We start from the raw sequence: 18,791 nt of genomic DNA, 5'->3' as shown, positions 1-18,791 counted from the left end.
TGTTATTTAAGTTAAAGTTATTAGTTAAAAATCAATAAGTCCTAAACTTATTTGCAAGGCTTCATCCACTTTATCCATCATCTCATCATCTAGATGAGTGATTTTATCAGTTAACCTTTGCTTATCAATCGTTCGTATCTGTTCGAGCAGGATAACCGAATCCCTCTCAAACCCGTAACGCTTTGCATCGATCTCAACATGAGTTGGCAATTTTGCTTTTTGAATTTGGGCCGTAATTGCCGCTATAATAACTGTAGGACTAAAGCGGTTTCCGATATCATTTTGGATAATTAATACAGGACGTACGCCACCTTGCTCCGAACCTACAACTGGGGATAAATCAGCAAAATACACGTCGCCTCGTTTAACAATCAAATGCTTAACCCCCGCTTACTAAGCGTTCAACGGTATGGTCAGCCTCAGATTCTGCCAAAAATGCTTCGGATGCAATGTTAAGATTAATTTTCGCCATCTCCATGTAACCACGTCTCATAGATTCGCGAATTTGGCGCTTTTTGCGCTCACGAATGTACATTTTAGTTGCTTGATAAATAAGCTCGTTTCTGTTTCCGTTCTCCTGTTTTACTAGTCCATCTAATTCTGATACTAATGCTTGAGGTAACTGAATTAAGATTTCTGTTGTCGCGCTGGATTCAGACACAAACACACACCTCCACCAAACTTACCACCTATTATTCATTCCAAATTTAATAATAACATCTACAGCACAATAAGCAAAGTCTTTTCCTAATAAACACAGTATTCTACGCCAAATTATTTACCAAAAATGCCTTGATCATGTCATTTAGTCTTTGAATTCATCTCATAACATTTTCTTAAGGCTGTTTTCGAAAACCTTGTTGCTTTTAGAAACTTAATTGAAACGCACTATATATCGTCTAGGGGCATCTTTTCTTCTTAGAATAGTACTTATATACAATAAAAAGATTGTTCTAAACATGCAATTAGGTCCATTAACAACAAACTTTCAGAGAAGAGCCTTTCTTAAAGATAATCGTATAATTTCAAATTCCTAAATGTTTCGAAAAATTTGCACGTTTAATTCATTACCCTTCAATATTATCGTCATGTAAAGGGTAATTATTCATCAATATGATTTTATTTCTCATATTAACAATGTTTGGTTCCCGAGCTTCGGATGCTCTTCTGAAAAAACAGTACTAAAAGAACGTAATTACGGTAATAAAAAGGTACAATTCTAAAGAAGAAAGGTGTCACAACAACTTAACTGGGACAAAAGTATTTTAACAAAATAGAAACTGCACAAAGGGTATAGCTGTTACGGTGTTCCTGACTCCGCCAAGCTATTCCTTTGATTGGAAATTTTGCTAAACACTAAAGTTATGTCCCGGAACCATACACGTAAACAATTTAGGGTAAAATTGAGTTAACCCTTTCAATTATACGCATATTTTTCAAAAAAATACGAGGAACTCGTAATGTTATCATACATGGAACTTCATAATTGATCGTATCAAGACGTTTGGCTACATCATCTATTGAAATAACATGTCCATTTTGTTCTCCAATCAATGTAACCTTGGTACCGACAGGAAGGTGAGCTGGAAGCTTTACCATACATTGATCCATACAAATTCTTCCTACTAATGGAGCACGTGTATCCCCCACCAATACTTCAAAATCCTTTAGACGTCTAATCCAACCATCAGCATACCCTATAGGAAGTGTGCCAATCCATTCATCTTCCTTTGCTTCATATGTTGCACCATAGCTTACTTTTTCACCTTTACGAATCCTTTTAACATGAACAAGCTTTGATTGTAATGAAAAAGCTTCTTTTAACTCAAATGGTAATTCCTTCTTCATCTCAATCGAAGGAGTTAGACCATACATAGAAATGCCCAATCGAATCGCATTATATAGCTTCCGTTCATATTTAAGAGCAGCTGCACTATTAGCACAATGAACTAATAATTGTTGATGTGGGATAGCTGTTAACAGCTCTTCAAATTTTTCATATTGTTCAACAAAATAAAGCGAATCAATTTCATCTGCTGTTGCAAAATGTGTGAAGATCCCATCAATTTCAAAATGTGCTGAGTTTTCTTGGTAAGAATATATCCTTATTAGTTCATCTTTTTCTCTAACACCTAAACGACCCATCCCCGTATCAACCTTAATGTGGAAATGTACCTTATCAGACGAAATAAATTGATCGGCTTCCATAAGCCAATCAATTGAAAAAACAGTTAACGTGATGTTAAATTGAATCGCCACTTCAACATCACTCGGACGCGTTGCACCCATCACTAATATCGGGGCGTTAATTCCCGCTTTTCTAAGTGCTATTGCTTCATCTAAAAAAGCAACAGCTAACATTGAAGCACCTGCATCCAATGCAGTTTTTGCCACTTGTACTGCTCCATGTCCATAGCCATTTGCCTTTACAACAGCAATAATATCAATCTGCTCACCGATATGCTTTTTCATAGATAAAACATTATCTGTTATTGCATCCAAATTCACTTCTACCCAAGTATCTCGATAAAAATCAGACAACATCTTAATACACTTCCTCATCCTACTTCTATAAAAATAATTATCTCGACTATACTATATAATTGTCAAATGGTGACTAAGAAAATAATTGAAGATTTAATAAATAGGAGGAAGACCTTTCACTTTTAATAGTAAGGGAACTAATCCATTACTATTGAAATCAACAGCACAGTTTACGAAAACAGCTCCATAAAAAAAGTGGATGGGACATAATTAAAGTAGTCATACAAAAAGACGAATAAACCTAAATTCAATTAAGTTGAAAGAAACAAGTTCGTTCCATTGCGCTGCAGACACTTGCTTTCCACGGGGAGGAAGCTAAGCCTCCTCGCTACGCTTGCGGGGTCTTAGCCTTTCCTCTATTCCCGTAGGAGTCAAGTGTCTTCCGCTCCATTCCACTAGTTCTTAAAATTAGATGCAAACAAGATCAAAATCTATTGAAGACGGCAAATAAAAAAACCGAACTATTAGGCGAATGGTTAATTGAAATATCACCTAATAATTCGGATTTATCATTAACTTAAATACTTACAGCCTAAATTTTAATTATTTAGCTGTTTGACCTTGTACTGACTTAGCAACCATTATTAATTCATCTGTTGTTAAATCTTCAGATGCTAACATATAATCTACTCCATCATGTGTCCATGTTAGAGATGTATCAGACATTGCACCAATAGTAAATCCTAAATCAGCTGGTGATCCATTCACATATGTTGAAGTTGAAGCTGAAGCTGGTGTCGCAATTTCAGCACTTTCCTGGATTAAAGTAAATGACTTTTCTCCTTCAAATGTTAAAATCACTCGTTTACCATTTTCAGTGTCAATCTCAGTTTCTTTTACTAATTTTGCTCCATTTGGCTGTTCCAATGGATATTTAACGGCGAAAGGCTCACGATCACCAGTTGCCATAGTTGGTACTTCAATTTGAGCACTAGACATGTTTTTCTCTACATCAAATGAATTATCATCAAATGAAGCATTGAATTCAAAGCTCGTAAACTCAACAACAACAAGTGGATTACGATCTGTATCCATCACCTTTACCATAGTAGGAGTTAAATCCTTTTTGTTAAACGTAATTTCTTGGATCGGAAGCATTTTGTTGTTTTGATAATTTGTTTTTGTTTCAAAAACATATTTATCTTCAGCTGAACTAAACTTCGCATCTGCATCCTTTAAGATGTCTTTTACTAAAGACTCATAAAGATAAGCTTGGCTACTGTTTTGCGGCCAATCACTTTGGAAACGGAAGCTTTTATTTAGTGCTGGAGTTAAAACAAAAACACCTTCATCATTGCGTAAAATCATTTGGCTTTGTTCTTTTTGAGAATTTTTAAGGTTCACACGATAATACGTTGGACCCTTATGCCAAATTTCAATTTCATATTCCTGTGGATCATTTCCGGTTTGAAGCGTCATTTTCCCTTTCGCTTTATACCCGGACATTTCTTCAACCTTCTTTTCTAACGCTTGAACAACATCAGCTTGTGATTTCTCACCGCACCCAACTAAAGCTACTACTGCTAAAAGCCCTACTAAAAATAATACAAGCCTTTTTTTCAACCTTTTCAACCCCTTTGCTTCATATAACGTTAAATTGGAAGATCGTATTGCTAGACTCATCTCTTTTAGCTACATCTTATCTATTAAATTATTAAAAAAGCCAAAATGAAAAGATGAATTGCTAAAACAACTTGTCTTCCCTATCGCATTACCAAATATATGAGACAAACTTTCCAAATATGCAGGCTAGCTATAAAATTTACTAATAACATTACAGATCCTTATTTTCTACAAAGACTTTATTGAAAATTGTAATGATAGAATGGGGGAATTATTGGTAACTTTAAAAACACAAAGTTATCAAAGTAAAAAGTATCAATAATATGAATGAAAAAAAGATTTCAAAAGAGGCTGCCATAAGTATTTAAGCTAATATTAAACCCGATTATTAGGGTATCATTCAATCTTTCGTATAAAATTTTTGGTCTTAAATAACTGTCTTCAATAGATTTTTGATTTTGTATAAATTGATAAGCACAAGTGAAATGGAGCGGAAGACACTTGACTCCTACGGGAATTGAGGAAAGGCTGAGACCCCGCAGGCGCTTGCGGCGAGGAGGCTCAGCTTCCTCCCCGTGGAAAGCAAGTGTCTGCAGCGCAATGGAACGAAACTTATTTTCCCAGCATTAACTGATTAATATGTAAATTGAAATTGGATAATTTAGATTTATTTGTCTCTATGAATAAAATCTATAATTATATCCCTTCTTGTTGTCTCAGAGATTGTAACTTTTAATAAATCGGAACAAAAATGGAACGATTACGTTATTAACTAAAATTTATTTTAAATATAGTGTGGGAACATCCTGAATTTTTAACTAGGTACCTCAGATCAATTAATTACTTATAAAACTTTTCAAAGTATGACTTATAAAGAAAAAAGGAAAGCCTCTCAGTTATAATCCTTCAACATGAGTAGCCTTCCTTAATATTCTATTTCTCTAATATCACTTGTGCAGCAGCACATTGACGAGTATGTGTAATTGAAACATGAATAGAGAAGTCCACCTCTTTTTCAGTTAATATCTTTATAACAGGCTTTCCCTTATCATCATTCATCACTTCAACGTCTTGAAAACTAACTTCTTCACCGATCCCTGTTCCCAATGCCTTAGAATAAGCTTCTTTTACTGCAAATCGGCCTGCTAAAAATTCAACCTTTCTTTCCTTTGAAAGAGACGCAAATTTTTCTATTTCATTTAATGTTAATATTCTCTTTATAAAACCAGGCTGTCGATCCACGATTCTTCGTATCCGATCTAGTTCAATAATATCTAATCCAATCCCCATAATCATTATGTAACAACACCTTCCAATGAGCCTTTTATAGTACTATTTTATACAACTTGTACATATTCATGTTAGTATAAAGTGAGTTTTCCATTCAAAGGGTCTATTCACGCTTTTTCAAATAGAAATATCAGCTATCGTTACTATATTGCTTCTTACTAACTCAAGTAAAGACGCTCTTTTCTCACAGATTACAGTTTTCCCAATCAAACATTAAATCGAATATAGTGGAGCGAAACGAACGATTTCTTTACTACCTAAAATTTAATTACAAGCAACAAATTATGCTAAAAGAACCAATATAAATAAGGCTGTTTTCGTAAACTTTGTTGTTTTTAGAATCATAGGAAAACAAATCTGTATAGAGGCTAGTGGCATCTTTTCTTCTACAAATCGCATCCTTTATGAGATAACACATTGGTTATAACAGATAATGACTTCTATTAGCAACAATCTTTCAGAAAAGAGCCATAAATAAAGCAAAGGAGCAATGATGATGTTCACTAGAACAGAAAGTTTTCAATCCTTTCTTCGATTATATCCAGTTGTATCAGTCATAGTAGGAATACACCTCTTATTTTGGTTGTTATTTCAGATTCCTCTTCCTTCTATAAGAATTTCTTTAAGCTTATTAGAGGGCTATAACGCTGGAATTGCCTATGGAGAGTATTGGAGATTAGTATCACCAATATTCGTTCATATTAGCTTTGGTCATGTATTCTTTAATACCATTTCCCTCATTCTATTTGCTCCAGCATTAGAACGATTTCTAGGGAAATTTAAATTTATCCTTTTGTATGTAGGCGCAGGGATTTTCGCTAATATCGCGACATTTATCTTTGAACCTTTGCAATATGTTCATATCGGAGCATCTGGAGCAATTTTCGGTTTATTTGGTACATATTTATTCATGGTTTACTTTAGAAAAGGTACAATCGATAAAGCTAATTCACAAATTATTGTTAGCATTTTGGTTATCGGCTTAATTATGACCTTCATAAATTCCAATATAAATGTTATTGCCCATATATTTGGCTTTATCGGAGGGTTTATTTTAGCACCATTATTTATTAAAAAAAGCAACCACTTTGTCCATGAAACCCATTATACCCCGACTAGTAGACCAAAACTCCATTGGAGAAAAGGAAAATGGACATATAAAGAAGGATTTTGGTTAATCTTCTTTATCATTATCTTAATCGGGATTTTATCTCGACTCTTTTAATGACCTATACAAAAATAGTAATAGAAATAAAACCAGACACTTAACCATCAGTGTCTGGTTTTATTTTCCGGGGAATAGGAATACCACGATAACAACTTTTCAACATCATCAGCATCCATATCTTTTATTGAAAAGCTCTTTCCTACTATGCCCGATTTTATTGATACTCTAAAGGATCTAAGAAATTTTTTATCCTGAAAAAAGTTTTTTGTATGACTGATAGATTGAATTCTATTTTTCCGTACTAAGATTGTTGACTTCGAAACAAATCGATATGTTAATTGTAGCTGATTATCTATCAAGCTCCATCCTGTGTCATTAAATGCTTTATATCCCCAATAGATCCCTACAAGAAGTAAAAAAACTGAAAGTAGTCCCCAAGGGAAAAAGATTGAGCTTAAAGGTATGATAACCACTAAAGATAAGAGACATTTTCTAATAATATATCTTTGCATCGAGCGTTTAGGTAAGGAATGCACTTCTTCTTTCACCTTAAAACTAGGAAGGTATATAGAGAGAAGTTCTATTACTTCTTTCTTAGAGATAACAGGAAATAGGATTGTAGAGGTACTACCATCATCTCCCGCAGTTCCACCTGCACTTTCGATATAAACAGTTGAGTAGCCTAATAACTGTCTTAAAGGATTTTGGACTACCCTTATTGCCTGTATACGTGCAATCGGTATAGAAATCTGTCTTTTTTCAAAAATCCCTCTAGAAATTTTAATATCATCTTCCACTTTATGTACAGTAAAAAAGGCATATTTAAGCAAAACACCGATAATGCTTAATATCCAGGCAATGAAAAAAGCAAGAAACACCAATATAACGTATAGTGTAAAGCTTGCGTTTGTAAGAAACTCAAAACGATTTAACAGCTGTTCAAATGGAATAAATTCTTCAAACTGACTTAAAAATGCAGCAACAGCAGAAATAATTACTCCGATACCGCTTGATGTAGACGCAGCCACAAATAATTCTTTAGGTTTTATATGATATGTAGGATGCTCTGACTTTTCTACTACATCACTTTCTACTATAGACTCTTCAGGTAGCTGGTTTTTATGAGCAGAGAGTGCCTGTTCGATTGCATCTGCTTCATTTTTACTAATTGCTGTTAAAACCGCTTCTGCCTCTAAGCCACCACCAGCTGTTTCAATTTGAACTTTTACTAAACGAAAAATTTGTTGAACAATTCCTGCACTAGTATTGATTGTTTGAATTCTTTCAATCGGAATATACCGTTTTTTCTTTACAAAAACACCATGTTCAATTCTAAATTCTCCATCTTCAATCCAATAGGTGAATTTTAACCATTCTAATATACTAATAATCACAATGATGACAACTAAACAAATTGCTCCAATAGTAAAGTAGATATTAAAAGTTTCCTCCACCCCAACAAAAATGAAAATAATAGCAGGAATAATATAAGATTTAATCATCTTCGCAAAAGATAGGATCATTCCTACAGGGTGAATTCGCTTTGGCTTAAACATCATCATCAGTCACCCTAGCAAGCTTCGAGATATAGTCTCTAAGAATGTCAGCTTCTTCTAAATCTAATGCTGGAATTTCATGTGTAGTAGCAGCTGTGGAAATTTCAATTGATGCTAATTTATGTTTACGTAGCAAAGGCCCCTGATGTGTATCAACATGTTGAACCCTTACCATTGGTATTAGCACTCTTTTAATAACGAAAAGTCCGTACTGTAAATCTATTTCATGCTCAAAGACCTCATATCTCCACATCCTGTGCCTAAGCTTTGGAATAATAACAATAGTCACAAGTGAGTAAATACACCATAATAAAGCTGATATGATTGTAATCCAGTAGGATAATTCTAGGAAATACACCCCAATTCCACCAGCTATAAGAATAACTAAGGAAATAGTTGCAACAATAATGGCACTTAATCTCCAAACCTTCAGCGCCTGCAAGCTAATCTGATTTTTTGGTAATTCTCTCAACATGCTCCCCCCTTAATAACTAAAATAACAATAAAAACATCAAAGAAAATAATCCCATTTGATTATAGCATACTGGAATTATTTTCATAATTATATTATTAGTTTTAAAAACTTCCTCAATGTTATTAACATTTGGCTACTATCACCTTGATCAAATAGCTACAAGAATAAAAAAAGAGATGAGCGTTTATTACCCATTGCAAATCCTATTTAATTTTAAAAGAAGCTTTATCAATCCATTCAATCTCTGGGTACTTCTTTAAATCCTTCACCAATTGAAACAAGGCATTATCCTTTTGTTTTGCTTCTATCATGCAATCAATTTGCTTTGTATTGTCATCTTTAACTGTATTTAAAAATTCCATAAACATGCTAACATCAATATAGTCTGAATGTGCTCGAAATTCCTTTTCATTTTTAGGACTCGAAATATGCATTTTTACAGGTAGGGAGGATTCCTTCCATGTGTTTAAAACCCTTTCCCACTGATGCTCCCAACTCAAGTCTTCATAATATGCTAGGTGATGATGATAATCAAAGATTTGCGGCACACCTAATTTTTCACATAAATATAGTGCATCATTAACATGGAAGGTTGTATCATCATTTTCTAGCATAAGCATTTTCTGAATGGATACCGGTATTAGTCCCCAATTATGGATAAACTGCTCTAGAGCCTTTTCTTTATTATCATACGCTCCTCCAATATGTAATACACAGCGGTGCTCAGAATTAACTTCCATTCCCTTTAAAAGATGTTCATGCATTCGTAATGTTTTTAATGACATTTTAAAAATATCTGGTTGTTGAGAATTCAACACAACAAAATGATCTGGATGAAAACCTACTCTCATAGGATGAATAGCTAAAAATTCTGCAATATTCTTTAATGGTTCACCCAACTCACTCATATAATCCCAATCCTTGAGTTCTTCATGATTAGCTAGAGGAATGAGTTTTGAGCTAAAGCGAAAAAAACGAATATCGTTTGCTTCATTATGTTTTAATAATCTTAAGCAATTTTCTAAATTTGATCTCGCTATTTTCTCTAACTTAGCTATTGCTGCTTCCCGATTTTTTATTTTACTAAACTGAGCAAATGTCATTGTTTGCGAAGGAGAACAGTTTTGGAGATTCATACTCATCGCAACATACCCTAAACGTACAATTGTCATTAAAATCACCTCAATTAGAATCTATTCTTAGTTTCACCAACTATAGTGATTTCAATTAACTATGTAATCCGAATGTTAGGGTCTTTTTACATAAAGGCTGTTTTCGCAATAACCTCAAATAAAAAAATCGAACCCATAAATGGATTCGATCTGTTTTTATTTATTTTGGATTAGAGTAGCGACGTTTGCTGCTACTTTGTCCACCACTACCGCTTTTAGCTCTGTCACGGTTGCCGTATGAACGATTTTTTTGTCCACTACCACTGCCACTACCGCCACCACTACTACGGTTATCGCCTCTTCTTCTGTTATTAGATGAAGATGAAGAACGACCTTTACTTTTCCCTCTATACATAGGCGCTTCTTCTGTAAGTTTAATTTCTACAGCGTTCGGCTCTTTTGTCATATATTTAATAGCTGCTGCAACAACAACTTGTGCATCAAACTCTTCTAACAGTTCTTCAGCAGTACGCTTGTAGAAAGCAAGGTTATCACTTTCAACAATAGAACGGATCTTTTCAACTGTCATTTGTTGCTGACTTTCAATAGCTTCATCAACAGTTGGTGGCTTCATGCGTTCCATTTTGCTATTTGTTGTACGCTCAATGTTTTTAATAATGTCAATTTCTCTTGGCGTAACAAAAGTCATTGCCATACCTGTTTTACCAGCACGCCCTGTACGACCAATACGGTGAACATAGCTTTCTGGATCTTGAGGTACATCAAAGTTATAAACATGAGTTACACCAGAAATATCAAGTCCACGCGCAGCAACATCTGTAGCAACTAATACTTCGATTGTGCCTTCTTTGAACTTACGTAAAGTTGACATACGTTTTGCTTGAGTTAAATCACCATGAATTCCTTCAGCTGTATAACCTCTTAAAGTTAATGCTTCAGATAATTCATCAACACGACGTTTTGTACGACCAAAAACAATCGCAAGCTCTGGAGATTGAATATCAAGCAATCTTGTTAATACGTCAAATTTCTTTCTTTCATGTGTTTCTAGGTAGTATTGAGTGATATTTGGAACTGTCATTTCTTTTGCTTTCACTTTTACTAACTCAGGATCTCTCATGAATTTCTCAGCAATTCGGCGAATTGGATCTGGCATTGTTGCAGAGAAAAGTAATGTTTGACGATCACTTGGAACGTTAGAAAGGATTGATTCGATATCCTCAATAAAGCCCATGTTTAACATTTCATCTGCTTCATCTAAAACCATAGTATGAACTGCGTTTAATTTCACAGTTTTACGATTAATATGGTCTAATAAACGTCCAGGAGTTCCAACAATAATATGTGGATTTTTCTTTAAAGAACGCATTTGACGGTTAATGTCTTGACCACCGTAAATTGGAAGCACGCGAGAACGCTTATGGTAACCAATTTTGTACAATTCTTCAGATACTTGGATTGCAAGCTCACGTGTTGGTGCTACCACTACAGCTTGAATACTGTTACTGTTTACGTCGATTTTCTCAATAAGTGGAATACCAAATGCAGCTGTTTTACCTGTACCAGTTTGCGCTTGTCCAATTACATCCTTGTTTTGTAGACCAAGTGGAATTGTTTGAGCCTGTATTGGTGATGGCTCTTCAAACCCCATTTTACTTATTGATTCCATTAATGACGAACTTAAACCTAATTCTTGAAACGTTAATGTCAATGTTTTCATACTCCTTCTATATCGTTTGCTGTAAATATTTACAGACCTTATAGGTAATTTTATATCGTGTTCATAATGAAACGATGTTTATATCCAATCCTTATAAGCTATAGGCATGTAGCCTTTAAAAGCTCAAAGTAAGTTATCAACTGTTGTGTCATCATGAAAAACAGTAGATGTAGAAAACCGTTCTGATTTATTGTTTACAATACGGCTATGGCTTAAAGACGCCAACATCTAAATGAAGGAAAAACTGAGTATCGCCGAAACCCTTATACACGTTAGCATAGCGAACGAAGTACTACTAAACACATGGCAAAATCATTTAATATAATGCATATGCTACATATTTAGCGTTTCTTCGTCTCCATTTCCCTCACACAAAAAATACCCTTCAACAACCAAGGGCAGCAGTTTACCTTATTTAAAGCCCGCAAACACTTTAAATGTAATCATACCACTACCATTTCGTAATTTCAACTTATTGTAAGATTTAATCCTGCTGCAATAATGATAAAAACTACTCACAATAAGCATGTAAGCTCTTACTTTTAATGAATATTTATTTGTTGACTTGGATTCACATGTTTTACGTCATGATTATGTTCATGTAAGAAATCCTCTACTAGTTTCTTTAAATGTTCATAATCATCACCATGACAGACAAGATGTTTAGAACATGGAAGTAAGCATAGTTCCTTCATCTCAGATGGAATTGTATTATATAGATAGTGTGCACTTTTTACCGGTACAATACCATCACACTCACCTTGGACAATCAAAACTGGCAACGTTATTTTCTCTAAATATGGCTTAATTGCTTTAACTAACTTCTGAAATTCTAATGTTGAACGTAGAGGAGTCTGCATGATCTTTTTTTTGTAACGATTAAACAATTCATTTTCATAAATAGATCCTTTTAAAAAATCCTTTACCATATCTTTAAAATCTAGCATGAGCTGCTTTGGATTCACATAGTAAGCTGCTGCACTAAGCAAAATCAACTTACTCACATTGTATTTAGCAGCTAAATAAGAAGCAATTATTCCACCCATTGAAAAACCAATGACATATACTTCATCTACCTGCTCCATTAATTCAAGAAGCTCTTTTTCAGCATGTGAAACCCAGTCATTATATGTATGCCCTTTTAGAGCAAGTGTTACTCCATGTCCCGGAAGTGTAGGAACTTTAATTACCCAATTTGTTGTTTCCTTAAAGTAGTTTGCTAATGGCTCAACTTCATATGGCGCACCAGTAAAACCATGTATGAATAGACATCCCTTCATACTTTCCCCTCCTTTTTATGAAAACAATTCCACAAATTACAAATTAATTTCTAAAGATTTATTTAGAAAAATCACTAAACAATTAGCTCCTTATTTTTGGTGTTTGTTGAAATCATTTTGGGGTTTAAAGGCTCTTTTTTTGAATGATTGTTGCTATGTAACTAAAATATACAGTAGTAACAGTGATTTTCGCATATATATGAAGAAGAGATGCCATTAGGTTTACTACTGTGCTGATTTCTCAAGTATTTAGAAGCAACAAAGCTTGCGAAAACAGCCTAGATAAAAGATATCTCTATAAGGAGCAAACCACACCTAGATAAATTTTCAGGTTAAATCAATGCTTCCACAACTTCTTCTAATTCCATTCCTCTGGATGCTTTTATAAGGACAACATCATTCTTGTTCATTAAACGATCTAGGTACTGTATTAATTTTTGCTTATCATCAAAATGATGTACAGCATCCGCAGAATGTGTTTCTTTAGCTCCTATTGCAATTTCTTTACCTAGTTCACCATAAGTTACGATATGGGAGATCTTATCCTTGCTTATGGAACGACCTACTTGACGATGAAATTCCTTTTCATCTTCTCCTAGCTCCAGCATATCTCCTAGCACAACAAATTTCTTATCAAAGCCTTTTAAATCCTCTAACAAAGAAATAGCCGCCTTTGTTGAAGTTGGACTAGCATTATAAGCATCATTAATAATTGAAAAACCCTTTTTGGACTCGATTAATTCCAAACGCATACCAGTTACCTTAATAGATTTAAATCCTTCTTTTATAGACACCTCTTTTACATCAAATGCTTTCGCTACTGCATATGCAGCTAATGCATTGCTAACATTATGCTTGCCTAAAACAGGGATAAAATAATCTTCATCTTTTATTTTAAAAGATGTTCCTGTTAATTCTTGGATAATATTTGTTGCAAAATAATCATTTTGCTTTGTTTCACCAAATGTCACTTTTTCCTTCATCACAGATTTTACTTTTTCCTGTAACAGTGGTTCATCACCATGATAAATTAATACACCCTTGTCTTTAAGACCTGTTGCAATTTCTAGCTTTGCTTCTGCTATAGCATCTCTAGATCCTAAATCAAGCAAATGGGCTTCTCCAATATTTGTAATAATCGCCACATCTGGTTTGGCAAGCTTTGAAAGAAGCTCAATCTCTCCTCTTCCACTCATACCCATTTCTAAAATAGCGATTTCTGTATCTTCACTCATACTTAGAATCGTTAAAGGTAATCCAATATGATTATTAAAATTACCCTTTGTTTTATGTACTTTAAACGTTGTTTCTAATACAGCTGAAACCATATCCTTAGTTGTCGTTTTCCCATTACTTCCTGTAATACCCACTACTTTAACATTTAATAAATCAATATAATTATTAGCAAGGGCTTGAAGCGCAAGAAGTGTATCCTCTACGAAGATAACCGGTATATTTTCAGGAGGATTTTCTTCTGATTTACCCCAAATAATTGCTGCTGCACCATTATTTATTGCTTTATCAACAAATTCATGACCATTGAAAACATCACCAACTAATGGGAAAAATAAATTCCCTTGTTCAACCTGACGAGAATCCGTTGTGACACCTTCAATCGTAATGTTTAGATGCTCTTCTTTTAAGCCAAAACCACTCACCATTTTTTCTACAGAAGACAATGTTTTTACAATCACATATAACTCCCCTTTCTGTTTATCATTTAACATGACTAAAAAAGGGAACTGACTAGAACACATTCAGCTCCCCATACTAATCTAAACCAATCTTAAATCTTATATCTCTCAGATAATTTCATACCCGTTCATCTCATTAAACAGTATGCTTAATGCTCTGCTTTTGCTCGAATCGCTCTAAAGCAAGCTCAACAAGCTTCTCAATTAATTTAGCATATTCTAAGCCTGTATGCTTCCACATTAATGGGAACATACTAAATGGTGTAAAACCTGGCATTGTATTTACTTCATTAATCAATGCTTCACCATCTTTTGTTAAGAAAAAGTCAGCACGCACTAAGCCTGAACCATCAATTGCTTTAAATGATGCTATTGCCATTTCTTCAATCATTTTATATTCAGCTTCTGTAATATTGCCAGGAATAATTAATTCTGTGTCACCATCTTCGTACTTTGCTTTATAATCATAAAATGCCTTCTTAGGAGCTATTTCTCCAACAACAGAACAGATTGGATCATCATTTCCAATTACAGCAATTTCAATTTCTCTTCCTACAATACCTTCTTCAATAATAATTTTACGATCATACTCAAATGCTTCTATGATTGCAGCTTCTAGACCTTTACGATCATCACACTTATTTATCCCAACACTAGAACCTAAATTTGCCGGCTTAACAAAGCAAGGATAACCAAGTGTATTTTCAACTTCCTCAACAACTTCTAAAGGTCTTTTATCATAATCCTTTTTTATATAATGAACATACTTAGCCTGAGCAAGACCAGCCTGAGCAAAAAGGTTTTTCATTACTACTTTATCCATTCCAGCGGCAGAAGCAAGGACTCCGTTCCCCACATAAGGGATATTCATTAACTCTAGCAAACCTTGAACAGTTCCATCCTCACCATTTGGTCCATGAAGTAAAGGAAAAATCACATCGATTTTGCCAGGACTATCTACCTTTGTAGGAAATAACTCTGTATTCAAAGAAACTGGCGAAATAACCTCACCATTGTTATCAAGCTTTAATGTACTTACTTCCTTTACAGGTTCTTGTAATGATTGACCTCTAACCCATTCACCATTTTCTTTAATATATATTGGATGTATGTCAAATTTACTCATATCTAACGCATTTATAACCGCAAGGGCTGTTTGCAGGGACACATTATGCTCTGCAGACTTCCCACCATATATTAGACCTAATTTCATTTTCATGTAGGTTTCCTCCTCAAGTACTTTCATCATTCCTATTTTATCACTTTAAGACAAAATTGTTATTAATGATTAAGCTATTTCTCATTAAATTTTCCATCTCTTTCTAGATCTAAAGATATTCGAATCAAGAAATGATGTTTGAGGGGGGCTTCATTATATTTTTTATAGGCTCTGTACACCTTTGTAGTTGATGACCGTTACAACGATTCACTTTCCGACTTAGTGCACCTGTGGGTATCTTACTATTAAAAACAGGAAGCTTTAACATAATCTTTATGCTTTTTTGGCTACAAATGTGAAAACCTTACTTTCTGAATAACTTTTTTCATTTGTACGAAGATAATCACCAATGACCTCAACCTCACTAAATCCCACTCTTTCAAGAACTAATTTAAATTCCTTCATACCAAACCAAATAAATGGCTGGAGCTTTCGTTCTTTATTAACTAATTTACCTTCCTGCCAATTTTCAAGTGAAAGTAAGTAGTTTACTTTTTGCTGAAAAAAATCAACATCTAAGACACGTGAATCGAATATTGTAATATTTTTATCTTCACTCTCAATGTTTTCTTCCTGCTTATTAAGATAAAGTTCATTTTGACTAAAAAGATCAATAATGATTTCTCCACCAGTTTTTAAAGAATCACAAATTGATTTTAATACGCCTATGGCAGTCTTTCTGTCACCTACCGACAATATCCCACCAAATGGAATCATTATGACATCATATAGATAAGGTAGGCTAAATTGGTTAGTTGTTGTTGCTTTATAGATCGATCCTGATTCTTGCTTTTCTACTAAAACATGGTTTCTGCTTGTATTAAGCTCCTCATTTGTAAGTGTTAATTTATCTATTTTATCATCGCTATTATGAAATAATGGTTCCTGTGGATTTATCGCTATTTCTAAGAATCTTCCTTTTGGTTTCTGTATGTACTTCTCATAAAAAGTAATTGCCACTTCTTTATCATTAGGACTTAAAAGCTTTATACCGTCTTTCATCACTAACAAGCGGAAATCAAAATTCATCATTATCTCTCCTAAATTACATTGATATGTTTCCATTTTCTCTCTTATTCATGAAAATTATGTAATTTAAAAATTTTACTTCCCATTTACTATTTAGAACCTTAGTAAGCATATAGTAATTTAATAGCTTTATGCATTAACCTTTTATCACAATAAAAAGCTTGTAAATAGAAACATTCCCACTTAAGGAACAAATTTAACAAATATAGTCTTTTTTAATTTAGGAAAACATACTACACTTAATTGTAGTTACTAACAAAAAAATTCTATCGAGACCAAAAGGGACGTGAATTTCGATGAAGCGAATTAGTGTTTTTTGTGGATCAAGCACTGGAGCATCTCCATTATATTCCGAATCAGCAAAACAGCTTGGAACACAGCTAGCAAAGGAAGGTTTAACTCTTGTTTATGGTGGTTCAAAAGTAGGAATAATGGGTGTAGTGGCAAATGCAGCACTCCAAGCTGGTGGAGAGGTAATTGGCGTTATTCCTAAGATGTTAATGGAACGAGAAATAGCACATACAGGTATTTCAGAGTTAATTGTAGTCAATACAATGCATGAACGTAAGGCTAAAATGGAAGAGCTCTCAGATGGATTTGTTGTTTTACCAGGAGGACCTGGCACTATGGAGGAATTTTTCGAAGTCTATACATGGGCACAGCTCGGAGAACATCGAAAGCCAATTGGTATCCTCAATAGCAACCATTATTATGATAAGCTGCTTACCTTTTTCGACCATATGGTCCAAGAGCAATTTCTTAAGCCTGAATATCAGTCAATGATTATTGTTAAGGAAGATCCGAAACCACTTATTGAAAAATTCTTTACATATGATCCTCCTCCGCTAACTAAATGGATTACACGTCAACAAACATAATGAAAAAGCGCCTTGATCTTTATTGTGAGATCAGGGCGCTTCCTTATTTAGCTATAACGTAGCTTGTAGAAACGAATAGCGTTATTAATTGTGACTTTTAATACAGAGTAAACAGGTATAACGATTAAGATCCCAATGAATCCATACATGCTACCTGCTGCAAGTAATAGTAGAATGACAGTTAGTGGATGTAACTTCAATCGATTTCCTATAACAAGCGGCGAAACTAAATTACCTTCTAATTGTTGAACAATGAGTAAAACCACACCAATTTTGACAAGCATGAATGGATCATACATTAACCCAACAAACAGGGCAGGCAATACTCCTAACAATGGTCCCAAAATGGGTACAATTGCTGTAATGACAACAAATAAAGCTAAGACTAGAGCATAATCAAGACCTATGATTAGATATCCAATATACATAAGTACACCATTTACACTTGCTACAATCATTTGACCGACAATATAGGTAGATAACGTCGTATGTATATCCGACAATATCCTTTTACCTTCCTTTTCATGATCTTCAGGGATGAATTTCAATAAATATGGCGAAAAACGGTTATCATCTTTTAATAAATAAAACAAAATAAATGGAACGATTATTAACACTGTTGCAAAATTTGCAATAGCTGATATAATTCCGAAAATATGATCACTGAGGTTTTCGCCTAAATCAGCAATATAGGAAAATGCTGTTTCTCTTACATTTTTCGTTATGGAAAAAGGGAGGTTATTTTCATTAATAAAGGCCTCTGTTTTCCCAACAGATTCTTCAAATTTGCTTGGTACCTCACTTTTTAATTCATTAAATTGACTCTGAACAACATCACCCATTGAATAAACGAGACCACTTATCCCCCCGATAATTAAACCAAATACTAAGAAAATACTTACTGTTCGATTAATATATCGAGCTTTTGAAACAAATACGACGATTGGCCGGATAAGGTAATACAAAAACCCTGCAATTAGAATAGGTAAAAATAAAGTCTCAATTAATGTCATTACCGGCTGTACTAAATAATCTAGTCTACCTAATAAAAGCAGTACAATTAATATTAAGATAGTAGCTGTTACATATTTAAAAAAGGAATGCTTAATCCACATTTATGTTCTCCTTTCATTTTGTATATACCAATCCATTCCCTTCTTAGCATTGCTTGAACCATTTATCTAAAAATGAATCACCAATTATTTTACGGGAAATAATTTGTCTAAATTTGACGAGTTGCTA

15 protein-coding genes and 1 pseudogene are annotated in these 18,791 nt (G+C 34.0%); 2 read left to right on the top strand and 14 right to left on the bottom strand.

The annotated features are described in order from the left end of the window. Nucleotides 1-24: 24 nt before the first annotated feature. The 5 genes from ndoA to acpS form a co-directional block, all read right to left on the bottom strand. On the bottom strand, nucleotides 25-375 hold the full coding sequence (gene ndoA, locus JOC75_RS23275; RefSeq protein WP_026562078.1) for a type II toxin-antitoxin system endoribonuclease NdoA: 351 nt from the start codon (nucleotides 373-375) through the stop codon (nucleotides 25-27). Between the two features lie 4 nt (nucleotides 376-379). Then, nucleotides 380-661, bottom strand: a complete 282-nt coding sequence (locus JOC75_RS23270; RefSeq protein WP_026562079.1) for a CopG family ribbon-helix-helix protein — start codon at nucleotides 659-661, stop codon at nucleotides 380-382. Nucleotides 662-1,392: 731 nt separating this feature from the next. Continuing rightward, nucleotides 1,393-2,541 carry an alanine racemase gene (alr, locus tag JOC75_RS23265; RefSeq protein WP_420828050.1) on the bottom strand — a complete coding sequence of 383 codons (1,149 nt, stop codon included), beginning with the start codon at nucleotides 2,539-2,541 and terminating at the stop codon, nucleotides 1,393-1,395. A 546-nt stretch (nucleotides 2,542-3,087) separates the two neighbouring features. Beyond that, nucleotides 3,088-4,107, bottom strand: a complete 1,020-nt coding sequence (locus tag JOC75_RS23260) for a LolA family protein (RefSeq protein WP_146950749.1) — start codon at nucleotides 4,105-4,107, stop codon at nucleotides 3,088-3,090. A gap of 933 nt (nucleotides 4,108-5,040) precedes the next feature. Further along, nucleotides 5,041-5,403 (bottom strand): holo-ACP synthase, encoded by a 363-nt coding sequence (acpS, locus tag JOC75_RS23255; protein ID WP_204956302.1) that lies wholly within the window; start codon nucleotides 5,401-5,403, stop codon nucleotides 5,041-5,043. A gap of 490 nt (nucleotides 5,404-5,893) precedes the next feature. Here acpS and JOC75_RS23250 point away from each other — a divergent pair. Beyond that, nucleotides 5,894-6,475: pseudogene (locus tag JOC75_RS23250) on the top strand (rhomboid family intramembrane serine protease); the annotation flags it as partial. A 194-nt stretch (nucleotides 6,476-6,669) separates the two neighbouring features. Here the strand turns inward: JOC75_RS23250 and JOC75_RS23245 are convergent. From JOC75_RS23245 to JOC75_RS23210, 8 genes are all read right to left on the bottom strand, one after another. Beyond that, nucleotides 6,670-8,124 (bottom strand): PH domain-containing protein, encoded by a 1,455-nt coding sequence (locus JOC75_RS23245; protein WP_204956300.1) that lies wholly within the window; start codon nucleotides 8,122-8,124, stop codon nucleotides 6,670-6,672. Next, nucleotides 8,114-8,593: a PH domain-containing protein gene (locus JOC75_RS23240; RefSeq protein ID WP_204956299.1), complete on the bottom strand. Its 480-nt coding sequence runs from the start codon at nucleotides 8,591-8,593 to the stop codon at nucleotides 8,114-8,116. The genes JOC75_RS23245 and JOC75_RS23240 overlap by 11 nt, the downstream gene beginning before the upstream one ends. A gap of 206 nt (nucleotides 8,594-8,799) precedes the next feature. Beyond that, nucleotides 8,800-9,768 carry a UV DNA damage repair endonuclease UvsE gene (gene uvsE / locus JOC75_RS23235; protein ID WP_204956298.1) on the bottom strand — a complete coding sequence of 323 codons (969 nt, stop codon included), beginning with the start codon at nucleotides 9,766-9,768 and terminating at the stop codon, nucleotides 8,800-8,802. A gap of 160 nt (nucleotides 9,769-9,928) precedes the next feature. Then, the gene (gene cshA / locus JOC75_RS23230; RefSeq protein WP_275580353.1) at nucleotides 9,929-11,440 is read right to left on the bottom strand and encodes a degradosome RNA helicase CshA; all 1,512 of its coding nucleotides are present in this window, start codon (nucleotides 11,438-11,440) and stop codon (nucleotides 9,929-9,931) included. A gap of 551 nt (nucleotides 11,441-11,991) precedes the next feature. Beyond that, the gene (locus JOC75_RS23225) at nucleotides 11,992-12,729 is read right to left on the bottom strand and encodes an alpha/beta hydrolase (RefSeq protein ID WP_204956296.1); all 738 of its coding nucleotides are present in this window, start codon (nucleotides 12,727-12,729) and stop codon (nucleotides 11,992-11,994) included. Nucleotides 12,730-13,061: 332 nt separating this feature from the next. Further along, entirely contained in the window at nucleotides 13,062-14,423 is a 1,362-nt protein-coding gene (locus tag JOC75_RS23220) for a UDP-N-acetylmuramoyl-tripeptide--D-alanyl-D-alanine ligase (RefSeq protein WP_204956295.1), read from the bottom strand. Between the two features lie 136 nt (nucleotides 14,424-14,559). Beyond that, nucleotides 14,560-15,642: a D-alanine--D-alanine ligase gene (locus tag JOC75_RS23215; RefSeq protein WP_204956294.1), complete on the bottom strand. Its 1,083-nt coding sequence runs from the start codon at nucleotides 15,640-15,642 to the stop codon at nucleotides 14,560-14,562. Between the two features lie 273 nt (nucleotides 15,643-15,915). Further along, entirely contained in the window at nucleotides 15,916-16,671 is a 756-nt protein-coding gene (locus JOC75_RS23210) for a hypothetical protein (RefSeq protein WP_204956293.1), read from the bottom strand. A gap of 296 nt (nucleotides 16,672-16,967) precedes the next feature. On the opposite strand from JOC75_RS23210, the gene JOC75_RS23205 reads away from it, so the two are divergent. Then, on the top strand, nucleotides 16,968-17,549 hold the full coding sequence (locus JOC75_RS23205) for an LOG family protein (RefSeq protein ID WP_204956292.1): 582 nt from the start codon (nucleotides 16,968-16,970) through the stop codon (nucleotides 17,547-17,549). Between the two features lie 47 nt (nucleotides 17,550-17,596). On the opposite strand, the gene JOC75_RS23200 is transcribed toward JOC75_RS23205, so the two are convergent. After that, complete coding sequence (locus JOC75_RS23200; RefSeq protein ID WP_204956291.1) at nucleotides 17,597-18,664, bottom strand: AI-2E family transporter; 1,068 nt, start codon at nucleotides 18,662-18,664, stop codon at nucleotides 17,597-17,599. Between the last annotated feature and the right edge of the window lie 127 nt (nucleotides 18,665-18,791).

Origin of the sequence: Metabacillus crassostreae (assembly GCF_016908395.1) — a bacterium.
In the GTDB taxonomy this organism is placed as follows: Bacteria; Bacillota; Bacilli; order Bacillales; family Bacillaceae; genus Metabacillus; species Metabacillus crassostreae.
Note: the sequence above shows the minus strand (reverse complement) of the source record. Positions and strands in the feature narration are given on the sequence as shown.